We start from the raw sequence: 16889 nt of genomic DNA, 5'->3' as shown, positions 1-16889 counted from the left end.
GCTTGTGCACATCCGGGGCGTCGGGGCAGTGCCCGCCCCTGCTCGCATGGCAGGATGAGGGGCAACGCCGCTAGAGGGGGAGGGTCGTCATGTCCCAGCCGGAGACCGTGACCGAAGAGAAGAAGAACATGTCGCTCCTGATCAGAGGAGCGATCTGGATCGCCATCGGGGCTCTGATCGCCGCAGCGCTCGTCTGCGTCGTGTGGGTGCTGATCGGTGACCAGGACGGCCTGATCGGCCGGGCATTCCTCACGATCCTGCTGTTCGCCGGATTCGCGGGCATCGCGATCCTCGAGGCGGGACTCGCGCCCAAGCGCCCCGACTGGCTGGCGCTCACCAGTATGGTCACCTGGATCATCGCGCTGATCGTCGGTGCCTTCAAGATCTGGCTGCCCGAAGACGACTACTACTTCAACGGAGCGGCGCGGTTCTTCCAGCTGCTCCTCGTGGTCGGCATCCTGCAGCTCGCGCTGCTGCACGTGCGCCTCTTCACCCCGGCGGCGCAGCGCCACCCCACCACGTTCAACCGGGTGATCTACATCATCACGGTCGTCTTCCTCGGTGGCCTCGTGGCGATGCTCGTGTTCTACCTGACCTTCCCCGACTCGTTCGAGTACGTCGAGCTCTACTGGCGCATCGTCGTCGCGCTGACGATCCTCGCCGCCGTCGGAACGACGCTCGTTCCCCTGCTCAACGCGCTTTTTGCTCCGAAGAAGCCGGCTCAGCAGGCGCCTCCGGCCAGCGCGTTCCTCTCGTGGCCGACCTTCGCCGACGGTGTGACCCCGCTGCCCGCACTGCCCGACGGCAGCCCCGACTGGAACGCCTACTACACGGGACAGCCCACGGCCTACGTGCCGCAGGCTGCGCTCCCGGCAACGTCGTTCCCGGTGGCTCCCGAGCCGCAGGCGCCCGCGGTTCCCGGAGTGCCTCCGGTGCCGACCGCTCCCGCCGATCCCGGATTCGCGTACCCGAGCGCGCCCCCGCAGCCCGCACCCCCGCAGTCGGCGCCCTCGGCTCCGCACACGCAGGAAGCCTTCCCGCCGCCGCCTCCCGCCCCGCGTCCTCCGCAGTGAGCGACGAGATCGAGGTCGAGCTCGCCGAGCTCGCGCAGGAGATCGCACGCGAGGCCGGCGCGCTCGCGCAGCGCCGGCGCCGCGAGGGTGTCACCCTCGCGGCGACCAAGACCACGCTGGCCGACATCGTCACCGAGGCCGACCGCGAGGTCGAGGCCCTGATCCGCACCCGGCTCGACGCGGCGCGGCCGGGTGACGGGTTCCTCGGCGAGGAGTCCGAGGCGGCGCAGGGCGAGACCGGCATCACGTGGGTCGTCGACCCGATCGACGGCACCGTGAACTACGCCACCGGCATCCCCGCCTACAACGTCAGCATCGCCGCCGTGCGCGGAACGGCAGACCCGGCGAGCTGGGAGCATCTCGCCGGAGTCGTGTTCGCACCCGCGCTGGGTGAACTGTTCTCGGCCGCGCGCGGGCACGGCGCCTGGCTGGGCGACGAACGACTCGCGGTCACCGACGAGACGCCCGCAGGCGCCCTGCTGGCGACGGGCTTCGGATACGACCCGGCCACGCACGACGGCGACATCGAGACGGTGAGGCGCGTGATGCCGATCGCGAGGGACCTGCGGCGGATGGGAGCGGCGGCGCTCGACCTCGCCTATGTCGCCGCCGGACGCCTCGACGGATACTTCGAGCGCGGTCTGAAGCCCTGGGATTTCGCGGCCGGAGCGCTGCTCGTCCGCGAGGCCGGAGGCGAGGTCTCGCGGTTCGATGTCGACACTCAGCGTCCGCTGATCGTCGCTGGCGGCAGCGCCGTGCACGCGCGCCTCATCGAACGGATCGGCGCGAAAGATGAATGACTCATGGCTTTCCCAGCCGAGGCGAGGTAGTGTTTATGCGATCGTTATTTCCGCCGCCCGAAGGCGGAAGATGAGTAAGCGCCCCCGAGCTTGACGTACGACCCCGAGAGAATCGTTTTGCCCTTCGAGAATCCCCAGGCTGAATCTGCGCCCACGCGCCGCTCCAGCCGACTCCGCACTCAGGCCCACGAGGCCACCGCGGTGGGAGAGACGGCGACAGCCTCTGCATCCCCCGCGGCCACCGTGACCTCCGCGCCGCTGTCCCGTCGCGCCGCCCGCATGCTGGCGGCCGAGGCCATCGCCGCCGACGAGTCCGTCGAGAAGATCGCCGCGCCCGACGATGTCGTCTCCGAGCTCGGCGAATCGACGCCCAAGCCGGCCAAGGTCCCCCTCGTCGTGAGCGACGAGCCGATCATCATCGACGGCCCCGCCATCCCCGCGCCGACCGAGAACCTCATCGACGCGTTCGAGCAGGCTTCGCAGGCGTTCAAGGGATCGGCGTTCCACCGCGCGACCGCCTCCGTGCCCGTCGAGAAGTCGTCGATCGAAGAGATCGTGCACCTCGCCCCGCGCCGGTCCGGCCGCATCCGCAAGGTCGTCACCGTCGGGGCCTCCCTCGGTGTCATGAGCCTCGCCGGTCTCCTCGCGGTGTCGATGACCCTCCCCGCCGAAGCTCTCGCCGCCGTGCAGGGCACCTCGGCCGCCTCCACGTCGCTCGTCGCCCCGGCGGCCGCCGATGAGAAGTCCGCGGCATCCGATGAGATCCAGGCCTTCGTCACGTCGTCCGACGTGCAGAACGAAGCCCTCGACCGCGGCGACGACTTCAGCACGATATCCCTCGTCGAGGTCGCCGCCGAACAGGGCATCAACTACTCCAACGAGGTCTTCACCAACGACCCCGAGGCCGCCATCCAGTGGCCGTTCCTCGTCGGCGTCGGCATGAGCTACGGCTACGGCATGCGCAGCGGCCGCCTGCACGAGGGCATCGACTTCGTGCCCGGCAACGGCGCTCCCGTCCAGGCCATCGCCGACGGCACGGTGCGCCTCGCGACCGAGCAGGGCGGCGCCTACGGCGTCACCGTGTACATCGACCACGTCGTCGACGGCGAGGTCATCACGAGCCACCACGCGCACATGCAGTACGGCTCGCTGCAGGTGAAGACGGGCGACAAGGTCACCGTGGGAACCGTGATCGGCAAGACCGGCAACACCGGCCGTTCGTACGGCGCGCACATGCACTTCGAGCTCATCGTCAACGGATCGACCATCGATCCGCTGCCGTGGCTCAAGGCGAACGCCGGTCGCTACGAGTATTGACCGGCTCGATTTCATGAGGACGCCACAGTGATGGTATTCTCGTGTGGTTGCCCCGCGAGGGGCAGCACGCCCCGATAGCTCAGTGGCAGAGCACTTCCATGGTAAGGAAGGGGTCGTCAGTTCAATCCTGACTCGGGGCTCGCAGCATTCGTCTCTGCAGAACGCGGATGCGTCGCGGCAGGGTAGCTCAGCTGGTCAGAGCGCACGACTCATAATCGTGAGGTCGCGGGTTCAAGCCCCGCTCCTGCTACAGGAATTCACCCCGGTCCTCGGACCGGGGTTTTCTGTTGCTACCGCACCTCATCCGAGGGCGCATCGGCGGGGGGACGGCTGAGGATCAGGATCCGCCGCAGATGCATCGCCGCGAGCACACCGGGGCCGATCGACTGACGCAACTCGATCGTGCGATCATCGACCGTCTCGAGGAGGAGACGCACGGCGCGCGTCGCCTCTCCTCGAATGCGATGCGCTTCGGACGTCGAGGCATCCTGCAGAGCGATCACCTCGGCGACCGCATGGCAGGCGGCGGTCAGCGGAGCGGGGAGTTCGAGATCGAGGTCGATCGCCGCGGGGCGATCCCAGATCGTGTCCGCGAGCGAGTCCGCGATGTCCCTGATGTGCTGCGAGATCCGCTCCAACGCCTCCAGCTGTCGGTGCGCATCGTCGGTCTCCCCGCGTCGACCCCACGCGCGGGGATTGCCTCGGCGACTCTCGTCCGCCTCGACGAGAGCGAAGCGCAGCGAACGGGCCGTCTCCGCGAGCGAGGTCGCGTCGTCGGCCCACTGCTCCTTCTCGGGCGGCCATGAATCCGACACCGCCTCACCGATGTCGTGCAGGTGCGTCGCGAGTCGCTCGCGGAAGAGACGCAGGCTTGCCGTCGCCTCGGCGGTGAGCGGTGCCGGCGCGATCGCCAGATTCACGACGAGCCCCACGACGACCCCGACCGACATCTGGGTGAGGTACCCCAGGGAGTAATCGTCGGCATTCTGCCCGCCGATGATCAGCACGAAGAGGGCGGCCATGGGCACGTACTCGCGCCCCACCCCGAACCACCCCGTGCCCGAGAGGAGCACCCCGAGCCCGACGACGATCGGGATGGACCACCACGTCGGACCCACCGTGAGCACGATGATCGAGGCCAGCCCGATGCCGGCGGCGAGTCCGAGCAGGGTCTGGAGCCCGGACTTCACCGACCCCATCAGCGTCGGGTACATGCTCACCAGCGCGCCGAGGGGTGCGTAATAGGGGTACTCGTCGGTGACCCCCGGCATGTATCGCGCGATGAACCACGCGATCCCGACGGCCAGCGCGGTCTTCGCGACCAGCAGAAGTCGTGCGGGACGCGTCGCTGCCTGCAGCGCCGAACGGAAGGGCGGGCGACGCATCAATCCTCGGTGCGGAAGCCCGCGGGTTTGTGCGTGCCGTCGCAGAACGGCTTGATGGCCGAGAGACCGCAGCGGCAGAGTGCGACGGTGCGCCGGCGCTGCTCGATGGCGTTGCCGTCCGCGTCGCGGAGGTCGATCGCGCCGCGCACCAACAGCGGCCCGTCGGGATACGCGGTGATCGTCGGATGCTCGTCGTGCACGCTCATACGTCCCCCCGCTCTCGGAGCGAGGACTCGTCGCGCGACCAGGCCTCGAGGATGTGCTCCCCGACCCAGCCGTCCACCGCGAGGCATGCCGCGGCTCCGAACATGATGTCCGGCAGCAGATCCGGTCGGTCCTCGGCGAGTCCACCGGCGAGATCGCGTGCGGCGATCTGCTCGTGCACGGCATCCGCTTCGACGTGCTCGTCGAAGTAGTCGGTGACGTCTTCGCCGTAGCCGAGTCGGCGCAGGCCGTCGGCGTAGAGCTTGTTCGGGATCGACGACGTCATCTCGAAGGCCGCCAGATGACCGACGATCGCACCGACCAGCCGACGGTTCAGTCCGAACATCGACATCATGTTGTGCGACGCGAGAGTGATCGCCGGCACATCATCGACGTAGGTGCCATACGTGTCGTCGAGGTCCGCACCGCGCATCGCGGCGGCGAAGATCTCCGCGTGCACGCGCTCGGGGCGCCCACCGCCGTACTCGTCGGACTGGATCTCGACGAGCGCCGCCTTCGCGCGGCCGGTGAGCCGCGGGATCGCCCACGAGTGGGGGTCAGCCTCGCGCAGCGTGTAGACGGAACGCTGCAGGAAGAACTCGCGGGCCTGCTCAGGGGTCGCCTTGCGGGCGAGGTAACGCGAGAGGCTAGGTCCGTCGTCGTCCGCGGCGAGTGCGAACAGCGCGCGCCCGACGGCATCGACGGTGGGCTCCGGCATCTCCGGAATCGGAACGACCTCGCGCAGGCGCTGCTCGAAGGCCGCCTCCAGCACGCCACGGACCGCGATCAGCTCGGGATCCCACTCCAGGCGAGGATCCAGTCCGGGGAGCGAACCGTACGCGGAGGCGTAGAGCAGGAAGAGCGCCAGCTGCACGTCGTCGTCGTGCAGGAGATCGGATGCCTCGGCCACCGCGGCCTGCGCACTCCGCACGGTCACAGCGTCCGCTTCGCCGGTCAGGCGCTTCCGCACCGCGTCGCCGAGCGGTCCGCGTGCGGAGGGGAGCTGCGCGGGGGAAGTGAGGAGGGGGGAGGTCATGTGCTTCTCCGATCAGTGAGGCGGGTGCAGTGTTCTGCGCTGGCGACCGAAGGGTCAGCGAGCGCGGCCCTCGGCGAGGTACGCCAGCCGGTTCAGGGTCTCCGCGTTGCGGAAGCGAAGGAGCGGCGTGGTGATCAGGCTCGGGAGCAGTGTCGCGGGCCCTTTCACCGGCTCCTCATCGATGCGCACCATGGCGCCGCCGTCCCGCGCGCGGACCCTCAGGGTCACCCGAGCCTCTCCGATCGGCCAGCCCTTCGCACGGATGACCATGCGATCCGGGGGTGACCACTCCTCGACGACGGTGGTGTCGTCGAGGAGGGCGGGCCAGACACCGACCGAGTGATGCAGCTGGGATCCCTCGGCGGGCCAGGTCTCATCGACCTCGCGCATCCGCGAGGCGCCGACGACCCAGGCCGGGTACAGCCATCCGTTCTCGAGCACCTCGAAGACATCCGCCGGGGTGCAACGGAGCGTGCGCACGTTCTTCGCCATGCGACCACCATCGCGCGTCGAGCGCCCCGGGCCCAGGGGGTTGACGCGGCGGAGGATCGTCTCAGCGCGAGAGGTGCGCGCGCAGCGCCTCCACGACCAGAGCATGGTCGGCGTGCATCTCGAGGCCGCTCACACCGATCGCGCCCGCGAGCGTTCCGCCGATCCGGATCGGGAACCCGCCGCCCGCCGCCGCGTACAGCGCGGGGTCGAGACGGGATGAGCGCTCGAAGTCCTCGCCCCGGGAGAGGAAGTCGTAGTGCACGCCCAGAGAAGAGCGGCCGAAGTGCTCGACGACGCGGAACTTCCGCTCCAGCCAGGCGTCGTTGAGAGCGCTCGTGTCCGGCGCCGCCATGTGGAAGGCGCGTTGGCCGCCGAGAACGATCGACACGACGATCGGCAGTGCGTCGGCGACGGCGCGTGCGTGCAGCCAGGCACCCACCTCCCAGGCATCCGTCACGGTGAAACGATCGACGTCCAGCTCCCGCTCCTCGGCGGTGATCGCGTCGAGGGCGGCCTGTGCGTCGATGCTCATACTCGTGAGACTAGCGGCCCGCCCGCGCCCGGGCGCAGAAAAGCCCGGAATCCGCGAGGGACACCGGGCCTTCTGCGACGGAGACGCCGTCGAGGTCACGCCAGCGGGCGGAGACCCTCCACGAGAGGAGTGGTCGGGCGGCCGATCAGACGCGCGAGCGTCCCGTCGGTGTCGGCCAGTGCGCCGTCGCGGATGCCCGCGTCGAGCGCGGTGACGAAGCCGACGGTTCCCGCGTCGAGACCCGCGGACTCGAGAGCGGCGGCGTGCTCCTCGGCGGTCAGCGCGCGGTACTCGACGGGGCTGCCGATGACCTCGGCGATCGCAGCGGCGAGCTCGTCGTAGGTCCATGCGACGTCGCCGCCGAGCTCGTACGCCTGGCCGAGGTGGCCGTCCTCGAGCAGCACGACCGCCGCGGCATCCGCGAAGTCCTTGCGGCTCGCCGAGGCCACGCGGCCATCGCCGACGCTGGCCGCCACGACGCCGGTCTCGCGGGCCTGTGCGATGTCGCCGGCGTAGTTCTCGGTGTACCAGTTGTTCCGCAGGATCACGGCTGGGATGCCGGACGCGGCGATGAGCTCCTCGGTCGCCTTGTGCTCGGGGGCGAGCACGAGATCGCTCGTCGGGGCCTTCGGAGCACTCGTGTAGACGAGCTTGCCGACTCCGGCCGCCTTCGCCGCGTCGATGACGGCCTGGTGCTGCGCGGTGCGGCGACCGACCTCGGAACCCGAGATCAGGAGCACCGAGTCGACGCCCTCGAGCGCCGCCGCGATCGTGTCGGCCCGGTCGTAGTCGACGACCGCGGTGCGCACGCCGCGGGCGGCGATGTCGGATGCCTTGGTGAGGTCGCGCACGCCCGCGACGATCGACGACGGCTCCGCGCCGCGCTCGAGGAGGCTGTCGATGACGAGGCGGCCGAGCTGTCCGGTGGCGCCGGTGACGAGAATGGTCATGAGGGTCCTTTCATGGGAATGACACCTTCGACAACCCCGCGCTGATTCAAAACCTTCCGACCTGCGGGTACCCACTTTGAAGTAAGGTACCTACATGACGGTGAGTTATGCGCAGATCCGGGAGAGCACCCCGCTCGTCTTCGAGCAGGGGTGCAGCACCCGCGTGATCCTCGACCACGTGATGAGCAAGTGGGGCGTTCTCGTTCTCTCGTCGTTGTCGGACGGAACGCTGCGCTGGGGAGAGCTGCGCCGCGAGGTCGACGGCATAAGCGAGAAGATGCTCGCCTCCACGCTGCGCACCCTCGCCGACGACGGCCTCGTGCACCGCGAGTCGTTCCCGACGGTGCCCCCGCACGTCGAATACAGCCTGACCCCGCTCGGGCGCGACCTCATGGAGCGGATGCTGCCGCTGATGGCCTGGATCGCCGACCATGCCGACGGGATGCTCGGGCGAAACTGAACTGCGGATTTCGCTGAACTACTGAACTGCGGATTTCGTCGCGCGCGTACCCATTCGCGGATGGAATCAGTCGTTCGGAGAAAGTCATTGACGCGATAACCGCAATGGCCCTACTGTCTGACCATGGCAGCTACGACGCCCATCCACCTTGAACGGCCCGACGGCAAGGGGTTGGCGGCAGGCACACTCGGGCTCTGGGGTTCGACCGTCATCGGTCTCGCCTCGACCGCGCCCGTGTACTCGCTCGTCGCCACGCTCGGCTTCGTGGTCCTCGCGGTCGGCGCGCAGGCGCCCATCGCCTTCATCATCGCCTTCGTGCCGATGCTCCTCATCGCGTTCGCGTATCGAGAGCTCAACAACGCCGTGCCCGACTGCGGCACGACGTTCACCTGGGGCACCAAGGCGTTCGGCCCGTGGGTGGGCTGGATGGGCGGCTGGGGCGTCGCCGTCGCGGGCATGGTCGTGCTCGCCAACCTCGCGCAGATCGCCTCGGTCTACTTCTGGTCGTTGATCGGGCAGGACCTCGCCAACAACGACTGGCGCGTGGTCGTCGTGGCCGTCGTCTTCATCGCCGCGATGACGTGGGTGAGCTGGCGCGGGGTCGAGATCGGCGAGCGCATCCAGAACATTCTGCTCGGCATCCAGTACCTCGCCCTCGGCATCTTCATCGTCACTGCTCTCTGGCAGTTCTTCGCGGGAACGGCGCCGAACCCGACGCCCTTCGACATGGAGTGGCTGAACCCGTTCGCGTTCACCGACTGGTCGGGCTTCACCGAGGCCATCCTGCTCGCCCTCTTCATCTACTGGGGCTGGGACACCTGCCTCGCCCTGAACGAGGAGACCAAGGACCCGAAGCGCATCCCGGGCCGCGCGGCTCTGCTCACCACCGTCATCCTGCTCTTCACCTACGTCGCGGTCACGATCGCGGCCATGATGTACGCGGGCCTCGGCGAGACCGGCACGGGACTCGGCAACGAGGCCAACGCCGACGACTTCTTCCTCGCCATCAAGGACGGGCTGCTCGGACCGTTCGGGTGGGTTCTCGTGGTCTCGGTGATCATCTCGGCGATCTCCTCGACGCAGACCACGATCCTCCCGACCGCGCGCGGCACCCTCGCCATGGGCGTCTACCGTGCGCTTCCCGCGAAGTTCAAGGACGTGCACCCGAAGTACAAGACCCCGTCGTTCTCGACGATCGTCATGGGCGTGGTCGCCTCGGTCTACTACATCGGCATGACGCTCATCAGCGACAACATCCTGCAGGACTCGATCCTGTCGCTCGGCCTCGCCATCGCGTTCTACTACGCGATCACCGGCTTCGCCTGCGTCTGGTACTTCCGTCGCGACATCTTCCGCTCGCCGCGCGAGTTCTTCTTCAAGGGCCTCTTCCCGCTGCTGGGCGGACTGATGCTCACCGGGGCGTTCGTGCAGTCGGCGATCGACATGTGGGACGTCGACTACGGCTACACCGTGCTGTTCGGCATCGGCGGCACCTTCGTGATCGGCATCGGATCGCTGGCGTTCGGTCTCGTGCTGATGTTCGTCTGGTACCTGTTCCCGCGGTCGAAGCGGTTCTTCCGCGGCGAGAGCCTGAACCGCGACACCCAGGTGATGGTGCCGGATGAGCCGGCGACCACCATCCGTTCGATCGACGGCGGCATCTGACCCTTCCCGGATCGCAATGACGGCCCCGGCATCCGCGGATGCTCCGGGGCCGTCGTCGTGGGTGTCCTAGGCTTGTCGACGTGCGCATCCGGCTCGACATCGCCTATGACGGAACCCACTTCCGCGGGTGGGCCCGGCAGCCGACGCTGCGCACCGTGCAGGGCACGCTCGAAGAGGCGCTGGCGCGGATCGTGGGTTCCGACGTGCGGCTGGTCGTCGCCGGACGCACGGATGCCGGAGTGCACGCCTCCGGCCAGGTCGCGCACGTAGACCTCGACGACGCGCAGTGGGCGCGCATCGAGTCTCGGCACGGACGCGCAGCCCTCGACCCGGCCGCCTCGATCGCCGGACGGATGCGCGGAGTGCTCGGCGCGTACTCCGATGTGGCGGTGCACCGTACCTCGATCGCGCCCGAGGGATTCGACGCGCGGTTCTCGGCGGTCTGGCGCCGCTACCGTTACCGGCTCGCGGATGAGATCGCCGGATTCGATCCGCTGCGCCGCCTCGACACGACGAGCGTGCGGGGCCGACTCGACGCATCGGCGATGGATGCCGCGGCGCAGACCCTCATCGGCCTGCACGACTTCGCCGCCTACTGCAAGCCCCGCGACGAGGCCACGACCATCCGTACGCTTCTCGACTACCGGTGGACCCGCGATCCCGAGGGAGTGCTGGTCGCCGAGGTCAAGGCCGACGCGTTCTGCCACAGCATGGTGCGCGCGCTCGTCGGCGCCTGCGTGGCCGTGGGGGAGGGACGACTGGACATCGGCGACCTCGTGGTGCTGCGCGACGCCCTCACTCGCACGAGCGAGTTCAAGGTGCTCGCCGCGCGGGGGCTGATCCTCACCGAGGTCGGCTATCCGGCCGACGATCTGCTCGCCGCCCGCGCCGAGCAGACGCGGGCGCGACGCGACAGCGAGTGAATCAATAACAGACCCGCGCGGCCAAGACAACCCGGAGCCCACCCATAGCGGCCGGGGGTAGCGTGGCAACGATCATGAAGGTCATCTCGTACAACCTCCGCAAGCACCGGGCCGCCAGCGAGCTCGTGGCGCTCGTCGGCGAGCACGATCCCGACATCCTGTGCCTGCAGGAGTGCGACGTGCAGCACCTGCCCGAGAGCATCGGAGGCCTCGTGCTCGCCGATGCGACGCAGGGCAACCGGTTGGGGCTGGCCCTCTACTACCGGTCGAGCACGTTCCGGTTGCGCGAGATCCGGGCGATCGGGCTCAAGAAGTCGCTGCACGACCGCATGCTCAAGCCCGCACACGAGCGCATCCTCGCCGCGCGGCTGGTCGACATCGACGAGGGGCGCGAGATCATCGTGGGGTCCTTCCACGCGGCTCCGCTCACGGCGCTGAACTCGCTGCGACGGCACCAGATCCGAGCGGCGCTGACGTCGCTGGCGGCCCTCGGCGACGGGCTGCCGCAGCTCATGGTCGGGGACTACAACTATCCGGTGTTCAAGGAGAATCTCGGCCAGGCCGTGCGGGACCACGGGTACGCCCTGACCCTCAGCGACGACCACACCTACACCCGCTATCGCGTGTTCCGGGGTCACTACGACTTCGCGACGTCGACGGGCTTCGAGATCGAGCGGATCACGACCCTGCCGCAGGGCACCAGCGATCATCGTCCGATCCTCGTCTCGGTGCATCCGGACTGACGCCGCAGACCCGGATGCCGCAGACTCGAAGCATGACGACGATTCCCGCAGTCCTGGTCGGCGGGCCGACGCTGTACTTCACGTACGGCGGTTACGGCTTCCTGACCGATCCGACGTTCGACGAACCCGGTGTGTACGAGGGAGGATCACGCCTGCGCAAGCTGACGGGTCCGGCCGTGCGTCCCTCCGCGCTCGGCCCGATCGACGTGGTGCTGCTGTCGCACGACGAGCACGCCGACAACCTCGACAACGCGGGTCGCGCCCTGCTGCCCGAGGTGCCGCTGGTGCTGGGCACGGCGGAGTCGGCGACGCGGATCCCGCAGGTCGCGGGGCTCGTACCGTGGCAGGAGCATCGGATCGGCGATGTCACCGTGACGGCGGTGCCCGCGCTCCACGGACCCGAGGGGGCGGAGGCCGTGGTCGGGTTCGTCACGGGTTTCGTGCTCGAGGCGCCCGGCGAGCCCACCGTCTACGTCTCGGGCGACAACGCCTCGGTCGATCTCGTGCGCCGCATCGGCGAGCGGTTCCCGGCGATCGCGATCGCCGTGCTGTTCACGGGCGCCGCGAACGTCGGCGCCTTCGGCGACACCGATCTCACGCTGAACGCGCGGACGGCGCTCGAGGCGGCGGGCGTGCTGGCGGATGCCGTCATCGTGCCGGTGCACGCGGAGGGATGGCTCCACTTCTCGGAGACCCTCGAGCGGCTGGTCGGGATCTTCGAGCACGCCGAGCAGGGGCACCGGCTGCGTGTGCTGACGCCGGGGGAGCGGTCCGACCTCGCGTGAGGCCGGTTTGAGGGACCGCGCTCGGTAGCGTATGCTGTCTCTTTGGTGCCCGTGCCGCTCGTCGGCGGGGTGCATCATCCGAACGTGAGCCCTCCACTGGCGTGTTCCTCCCTCTCGGGAAGAACCACCCCGGAGTGGGATTCACGAACTTCTCCGTTCGACACAAGAAAGCAGCACTATCGTGACGCGCACTTACACCCCGAAGGCCGGCGAGGTCCAGCGTGACTGGGTCGTCATCGACGCCACCGACGTCGTTCTCGGCCGTCTCGCCTCGCACGCGGCAACGCTCCTGCGTGGCAAGCACAAGCCCACCTTCGCCAACCACATCGACTCCGGTGACTTCGTCATCATCGTGAACGCAGAGAAGGTCGCGCTCACGGGTCAGAAGCTCCAGAAGAAGCTGGCCTACCGCCACTCGGGTTACCCGGGCGGCCTCAAGTCGGTCACCTACGCCGAGCTCCTCGAGAAGAACCCGGTCCGCGCCGTGGAGAAGGCCATCCGTGGCATGCTCCCGAAGAACAGCCTCGGCCGCCAGCAGCTGTCCAAGCTCAAGGTGTACGTCGGTGCAGAGCACCCGCACGCCGCGCAGCAGCCCCAGCCGTACACCCTCGACCAGGTCGCCCAGTAAGCGCCGTACAGACTTAAGGACATACTCGTGGCTGACATCCAGGACACCACCGAAACCCCCCAGAGCTTCTCGACCTCGACCCCCGAGACCGACGCAGTCGAGGCGGCCCCCCGCCCCGTGCTCAGCGTTCCGGGCGCCGCAGTCGGTCGTCGCAAGCAGGCCATCGCCCGCGTGCGTCTGATCCCCGGCTCGGGCACGATCACGGTCAACGGCCGTTCGATCGAGGACTACTTCCCGAACAAGCTGCACCAGCAGCTCATCAACGACCCGTTCACGGTCCTCAACCTCGCCGGCGGCTACGACGTCATCGCGCGCATCTCCGGTGGTGGCCCCTCGGGCCAGGCCGGTGCGCTGCGTCTCGGCATCGCCCGTGCCCTCAACGGCATCGACGAGGAGAACAACCGCCCGACCCTGAAGAAGGCCGGCTTCCTCTCGCGCGACGCTCGCGTCAAGGAGCGCAAGAAGGCTGGACTCAAGAAGGCCCGCAAGGCGCCTCAGTACTCGAAGCGTTAAGGTCCACTGCTTCCGATGCCGATCTTTGGCACGGACGGTGTGCGGGGGCTTGCCAATGGCATCCTCACCGCCGACCTCGCGCTCACCCTGGCCCAGGCGACTGCTGTCGTCCTGGGCCAGGGCCGTACTGCGGAGGCACGCAAAGCCGAAGGCAAGCGTCTGACCGCAGTCGTGGCTCGCGACCCCCGGGTCTCGGGACACTTCCTGACCGCGGCGGTCGCCGCCGGTCTCGCCTCCTCGGGCGTCGACGTGCTCGAGGCGGGCGTCATCCCGACCCCCGCGCTGGCGTTCCTCGTCGCCGACCGTGACGCCGACTTCGGTGTCATGATCTCGGCGTCGCACAACGCGGCGCCCGACAACGGGATCAAGATCTTCGCGCGCGGCGGCGTCAAGCTGCCCGACGTCGTCGAGCAGCGCATCGAGGCCGCCATGTCCGGCGAGATGCTGCGCCCCACCGGCGAGGGCGTCGGTCGGATCGACCGGTTCTCGGATGCCGAGGACCGGTACGTCGTGCACCTCCTGGGGTCGCTGCCGAATCGGCTCGAGGGCATCAAGGTCGTGCTCGACTGCGCCCACGGCGCCGCCTCCGGCGTCTCGCCCGAGACCTTCCGCGACGCGGGAGCCGATGTCATCGTCATCGGTGCCGAACCCGACGGTCTCAACATCAACGACGGCGTCGGCTCGACGCACCTCGACAACCTCGCGGAGGCGGTCGTGCGTCTCGGTGCCGACATCGGCATCGCGCACGACGGCGATGCCGACCGCTGCCTCGCCGTGGACGCGGCGGGCAACGTCATCGACGGCGACCAGATCATGGCGATCCTCGCGGTGTCGATGAAGGAGCGCGGTCATCTCACCGACGACACGCTCGTCGCCACCGTGATGAGCAACCTCGGCCTGCACGTCGCCATGCGCGAGCACGGCATCACGGTGCGTCAGACCGCGGTGGGCGACCGCTACGTGCTCGAAGACATGAACGCCGGCGGCTTCGCCCTCGGCGGCGAGCAGTCCGGTCACGTGATCATGAGCGAGTTCGCCACCACCGGCGACGGCCTGCTCACCGGTCTGCACCTGGTCGCCGAGATGGCGCGCCAGGGCAAGACGATCGCCGAGCTCGCGGCCGTGATGACCGTCTACCCGCAGGTGCTCATCAACGTGCGTGGCGTCGACAAGGACCGTGTCGATGACGACGAGGTCGTCCAGGCCGCCGTCCGCGCGGTCGCGACCGAGCTGGGCGACACCGGGCGAGTGCTGCTGCGCAAGTCCGGCACCGAGCCACTCGTGCGCGTCATGGTCGAGGCCGCCGATGCGGAATCCGCGCAGGCCTACGCCGACCGCCTCGCCGATATCGTGCGCGAGCGCCTCGCGCTCTGAGGATCCCGGCTCTTCACCGAGCGCAGTCCCCGTCCTGAGCAGCCGCTCGCGCCCCTGCGGCCGACGCCAGCTCAGGTCGGGGACTGACCCAGCTGCTCGATGTAGCGCAGGAGCACTCCCTCGCGGAGCGCCCACGGCGAGACCTCGAGCTCGTCGACCTTCAGGACCGTCATCGCCGTGTGCAGCGAGACCGCGGCGGCGACGATCTGGAACGTGCGATCCGGTGTGATGCCCGGCAGCTCCTGCCGGGCCGACGCGGGCAGGCGTGCGAGGCGAGGGATCCAGGATCCCAGCGACGCGCGGGGGAGCAGCATCCGCTCGGATCCCGACCACCCGGGCACCGGGTACCCGACGAGGCGCGCCAGAGAGCGGATGGCCTTCGATGATCCGACCACGTGGTCGGGACGAGGGAGGTCCGCGAAGCGGGGCAACACCTGATCGAGGGTGTCGCGGGCGTGCGCGCGCAGACGCTCGACGTCGTCCTCCCCGGGCGGATCGTTCGGCAGGAACTGGACGGTCATGCGCCCGGCGCCCAGCGGAACGGATGCCGCGGCATCCGGGAGCTCCTCGCCTCCCGCGGCGATCTCGAGCGAACCGCCACCGATGTCGAGGAGCAGGATCTGACCCGCCGACCACCCGAACCAGCGCCGCACCGCGAGGAACGTCAGCTCGGCCTCGGTCTCGCCGTCGAGCACCTGCAGCGGCTGCCCGAGAGCGGCTTCGATCCGTGCGATCACCTCTGCACCGTTCGCGGCGTCGCGCACCGCGCTGGTCGCGGTGGCGAGCAGGGCATCGACGCGCTCCTCCTCGGCGACCCGGCGGGCCTGCGCGACCGCCCGCTCCAGCGCGAGGACCCCCTCTTCGGAGATCGAGCCGTCGGGCAGCAGATACCGCATCAGGCGCAGCACCGAGCGATCGCTCGTCGTCGCGAGCGGACGCCCGCCCGGCCGCACGTCGGCGGCGAGCATGTGGACGGTGTTGGAACCGATGTCGAGGACTCCGAGGCGCACGCGTAGAGACTACCGTCGCCCCGATACGATGGTCGGGTGACCACCGTCGACCCCACGCAGCCCCTCTCGCCGTACCGAGAGATCGGGCGGGCGGAATGGGCGCGATTGGCCGCTGACCTCGATCAGCCGCTCAGCGAGACCGAGGTCGTGGAGATCCGCGGCATCGGCGATCGTCTGAGCCTCGACGAGGTGCGCGAGGTCTACCTGCCCCTCAGCCGCCTGCTCAGCCTGTACGCGACGTCGACCAAGCGTCTCGGCGCGGCGACCAGCTCGTTCCTCCAGGAGGAGGACTCGACGACCCCGTTCGTGGTGGGTGTGGCCGGCTCCGTCGCTGTCGGGAAGTCGACGATCGCCCGTCTCCTGCGCGAGCTGATGAGCCGGTGGCCCGGCACGCCGCGTGTCGAGCTGGTGACGACCGACGGTTTCCTCTATCCGAACGCCGAGCTCGAGCGTCGCGGCCTGATGGAGCGCAAGGGCTTCCCGGAGTCCTACGACCGGCGTTCGCTCATCGAGTTCCTCACCGAGGTCAAGAGCGGGGCGCCCGAAGTGCGCGCGCCCTTCTACTCGCACATGCGCTACGACATCGTTCCCGACGCGCACGTGGTGGTGCGTCGCCCCGACGTCGTCATCGTCGAGGGGCTGAACGTGCTCCAGCCGCCGGCGGCGCCGAACGACGTCGCGGTCAGCGACCTCTTCGACTTCTCGATCTTCGTCGACGCCGACAGCGACCACATCGCGAACTGGTACGTCGAGCGCTTCCTCGCCCTGCGCGAGGGTGCGTTCAGCAATCCGTCGTCGTACTTCAACGTCTTCGCGCACCTCACCGATGAGGAGGCGATCACGACGGCCCTCGGGTACTGGAACGAGATCAACATGCCCAACCTCGTCGAGAACGTGATGCCGACCAAGCATCGCGCCCGCCTGGTGCTGAACAAGGGCGCGGATCACTCGGTCGAGAGCGTGCTCCTGCGCAAGCTCTGACCCGTCGGGCGGGGTCGA

Annotated in this window: 19 protein-coding genes and 2 tRNA genes; 14 read left to right on the top strand and 7 right to left on the bottom strand. The window is 68.9% G+C overall.

Annotated elements, in window-relative coordinates; all coding sequences use genetic code 11:
- Positions 1–89 precede the first annotated feature (89 nt).
- The 5 genes from ACI2JZ_RS11045 to ACI2JZ_RS11025 all read left to right on the top strand — a co-directional run bounded on the left by ACI2JZ_RS11045 (position 90) and on the right by ACI2JZ_RS11025 (position 3440).
- Positions 90–1073 (top strand): hypothetical protein, encoded by a 984-nt coding sequence (locus ACI2JZ_RS11045; RefSeq protein WP_404597531.1) that lies wholly within the window; start codon positions 90–92, stop codon positions 1071–1073.
- Entirely contained in the window at positions 1070–1873 is an 804-nt protein-coding gene (locus ACI2JZ_RS11040; protein WP_404597530.1) for an inositol monophosphatase family protein, read from the top strand. Before ACI2JZ_RS11045 ends, ACI2JZ_RS11040 begins: the two co-directional genes overlap by 4 nt.
- Positions 1874–2116: 243 nt before the next feature.
- Positions 2117–3190 carry a M23 family metallopeptidase gene (locus ACI2JZ_RS11035; protein ID WP_404597529.1) on the top strand — a complete coding sequence of 358 codons (1074 nt, stop codon included), beginning with the start codon at positions 2117–2119 and terminating at the stop codon, positions 3188–3190.
- A 68-nt stretch (positions 3191–3258) separates the two neighbouring features.
- A tRNA-Thr gene (locus ACI2JZ_RS11030) sits at positions 3259–3330 on the top strand.
- A 36-nt stretch (positions 3331–3366) separates the two neighbouring features.
- Positions 3367–3440 (top strand) — tRNA-Met (locus ACI2JZ_RS11025).
- Positions 3441–3480: 40 nt separating this feature from the next.
- On the opposite strand, the gene ACI2JZ_RS11020 is transcribed toward ACI2JZ_RS11025, so the two are convergent.
- The 6 genes from ACI2JZ_RS11020 to ACI2JZ_RS10995 form a co-directional block, all read right to left on the bottom strand.
- Positions 3481–4575, bottom strand: coding sequence for an aromatic acid exporter family protein (locus tag ACI2JZ_RS11020; protein WP_404597528.1), 1095 nt, complete (start codon positions 4573–4575; stop codon positions 3481–3483).
- On the bottom strand, positions 4575–4781 hold the full coding sequence (locus ACI2JZ_RS11015; protein WP_247632770.1) for a CDGSH iron-sulfur domain-containing protein: 207 nt from the start codon (positions 4779–4781) through the stop codon (positions 4575–4577). The genes ACI2JZ_RS11020 and ACI2JZ_RS11015 overlap by 1 nt, the downstream gene beginning before the upstream one ends.
- Positions 4778–5815, bottom strand: a complete 1038-nt coding sequence (locus tag ACI2JZ_RS11010) for an iron-containing redox enzyme family protein (RefSeq protein WP_404597527.1) — start codon at positions 5813–5815, stop codon at positions 4778–4780. The genes ACI2JZ_RS11015 and ACI2JZ_RS11010 overlap by 4 nt, the downstream gene beginning before the upstream one ends.
- Positions 5816–5869: 54 nt before the next feature.
- Positions 5870–6307 (bottom strand): SRPBCC family protein, encoded by a 438-nt coding sequence (locus ACI2JZ_RS11005; protein WP_404597526.1) that lies wholly within the window; start codon positions 6305–6307, stop codon positions 5870–5872.
- 61 nt (positions 6308–6368) lie between these two features.
- A complete protein-coding gene (locus ACI2JZ_RS11000; RefSeq protein WP_404597525.1) occupies positions 6369–6839 on the bottom strand; it encodes a heme-degrading domain-containing protein in 471 nt (156 codons plus the stop codon).
- A 95-nt stretch (positions 6840–6934) separates the two neighbouring features.
- A complete protein-coding gene (locus ACI2JZ_RS10995; protein ID WP_404597524.1) occupies positions 6935–7789 on the bottom strand; it encodes an SDR family oxidoreductase in 855 nt (284 codons plus the stop codon).
- Positions 7790–7883: 94 nt separating this feature from the next.
- Here ACI2JZ_RS10995 and ACI2JZ_RS10990 point away from each other — a divergent pair, with 94 nt between their 5' ends.
- From ACI2JZ_RS10990 to glmM, 8 genes are all read left to right on the top strand, one after another.
- Positions 7884–8249, top strand: coding sequence for a helix-turn-helix domain-containing protein (locus tag ACI2JZ_RS10990; RefSeq protein WP_247623198.1), 366 nt, complete (start codon positions 7884–7886; stop codon positions 8247–8249).
- Between the two features lie 123 nt (positions 8250–8372).
- The gene (locus ACI2JZ_RS10985; protein WP_402787605.1) at positions 8373–9914 is read left to right on the top strand and encodes an APC family permease; all 1542 of its coding nucleotides are present in this window, start codon (positions 8373–8375) and stop codon (positions 9912–9914) included.
- A gap of 80 nt (positions 9915–9994) precedes the next feature.
- A complete protein-coding gene (gene truA, locus ACI2JZ_RS10980; protein ID WP_404597523.1) occupies positions 9995–10837 on the top strand; it encodes a tRNA pseudouridine(38-40) synthase TruA in 843 nt (280 codons plus the stop codon).
- A gap of 74 nt (positions 10838–10911) precedes the next feature.
- Positions 10912–11580, top strand: a complete 669-nt coding sequence (locus tag ACI2JZ_RS10975) for an endonuclease/exonuclease/phosphatase family protein (protein ID WP_247624723.1) — start codon at positions 10912–10914, stop codon at positions 11578–11580.
- 32 nt (positions 11581–11612) lie between these two features.
- Entirely contained in the window at positions 11613–12365 is a 753-nt protein-coding gene (locus ACI2JZ_RS10970; protein ID WP_404597522.1) for an MBL fold metallo-hydrolase, read from the top strand.
- A gap of 181 nt (positions 12366–12546) precedes the next feature.
- Complete coding sequence (gene rplM / locus ACI2JZ_RS10965; RefSeq protein WP_102194388.1) at positions 12547–12993, top strand: 50S ribosomal protein L13; 447 nt, start codon at positions 12547–12549, stop codon at positions 12991–12993.
- 27 nt (positions 12994–13020) lie between these two features.
- Positions 13021–13506 carry a 30S ribosomal protein S9 gene (rpsI, locus tag ACI2JZ_RS10960; protein ID WP_247623194.1) on the top strand — a complete coding sequence of 162 codons (486 nt, stop codon included), beginning with the start codon at positions 13021–13023 and terminating at the stop codon, positions 13504–13506.
- 15 nt (positions 13507–13521) lie between these two features.
- The gene (glmM, locus tag ACI2JZ_RS10955) at positions 13522–14880 is read left to right on the top strand and encodes a phosphoglucosamine mutase (protein WP_247623193.1); all 1359 of its coding nucleotides are present in this window, start codon (positions 13522–13524) and stop codon (positions 14878–14880) included.
- 71 nt (positions 14881–14951) lie between these two features.
- On the opposite strand, the gene ACI2JZ_RS10950 is transcribed toward glmM, so the two are convergent.
- Positions 14952–15890 carry a Ppx/GppA phosphatase family protein gene (locus ACI2JZ_RS10950; protein ID WP_404597521.1) on the bottom strand — a complete coding sequence of 313 codons (939 nt, stop codon included), beginning with the start codon at positions 15888–15890 and terminating at the stop codon, positions 14952–14954.
- Positions 15891–15926: 36 nt separating this feature from the next.
- Between ACI2JZ_RS10950 and coaA the strand changes: the two genes are divergently transcribed.
- Positions 15927–16871 (top strand): type I pantothenate kinase, encoded by a 945-nt coding sequence (gene coaA / locus ACI2JZ_RS10945; protein WP_247623191.1) that lies wholly within the window; start codon positions 15927–15929, stop codon positions 16869–16871.
- Positions 16872–16889: the final 18 nt, after the last annotated feature.

It is taken from the genome of Microbacterium sp. NPDC087868, assembly GCF_044900755.1.
GTDB classification, from domain to species: domain Bacteria; phylum Actinomycetota; class Actinomycetes; order Actinomycetales; family Microbacteriaceae; genus Microbacterium; species Microbacterium galbinum.
This window is presented reverse-complemented; position numbering and strand designations above follow the sequence as displayed.

Bases quoted from the DNA above. Each gene is read 5' to 3' on its own strand.
- ACI2JZ_RS11045 (WP_404597531.1), top strand. From the start codon at position 90: ATGTCCCAGCCGGAGACCGTGACCGAAGAGAAGAAGAACATGTCGCTC.
- ACI2JZ_RS11020 (WP_404597528.1), bottom strand. From the start codon at position 4,575: ATGCGTCGCCCGCCCTTCCGTTCGGCGCTGCAGGCAGCGACGCGTCCC.
- ACI2JZ_RS11015 (WP_247632770.1), bottom strand. From the start codon at position 4,781: ATGAGCGTGCACGACGAGCATCCGACGATCACCGCGTATCCCGACGGG.
- ACI2JZ_RS11010 (WP_404597527.1), bottom strand. From the start codon at position 5,815: ATGACCTCCCCCCTCCTCACTTCCCCCGCGCAGCTCCCCTCCGCACGC.
- ACI2JZ_RS11005 (WP_404597526.1), bottom strand. From the start codon at position 6,307: ATGGCGAAGAACGTGCGCACGCTCCGTTGCACCCCGGCGGATGTCTTC.
- ACI2JZ_RS11000 (WP_404597525.1), bottom strand. From the start codon at position 6,839: ATGAGCATCGACGCACAGGCCGCCCTCGACGCGATCACCGCCGAGGAG.
- ACI2JZ_RS10995 (WP_404597524.1), bottom strand. From the start codon at position 7,789: ATGACCATTCTCGTCACCGGCGCCACCGGACAGCTCGGCCGCCTCGTC.
- ACI2JZ_RS10990 (WP_247623198.1), top strand. From the start codon at position 7,884: ATGACGGTGAGTTATGCGCAGATCCGGGAGAGCACCCCGCTCGTCTTC.
- ACI2JZ_RS10985 (WP_402787605.1), top strand. From the start codon at position 8,373: ATGGCAGCTACGACGCCCATCCACCTTGAACGGCCCGACGGCAAGGGG.
- ACI2JZ_RS10975 (WP_247624723.1), top strand. From the start codon at position 10,912: ATGAAGGTCATCTCGTACAACCTCCGCAAGCACCGGGCCGCCAGCGAG.
- ACI2JZ_RS10970 (WP_404597522.1), top strand. From the start codon at position 11,613: ATGACGACGATTCCCGCAGTCCTGGTCGGCGGGCCGACGCTGTACTTC.
- glmM (WP_247623193.1), top strand. From the start codon at position 13,522: ATGCCGATCTTTGGCACGGACGGTGTGCGGGGGCTTGCCAATGGCATC.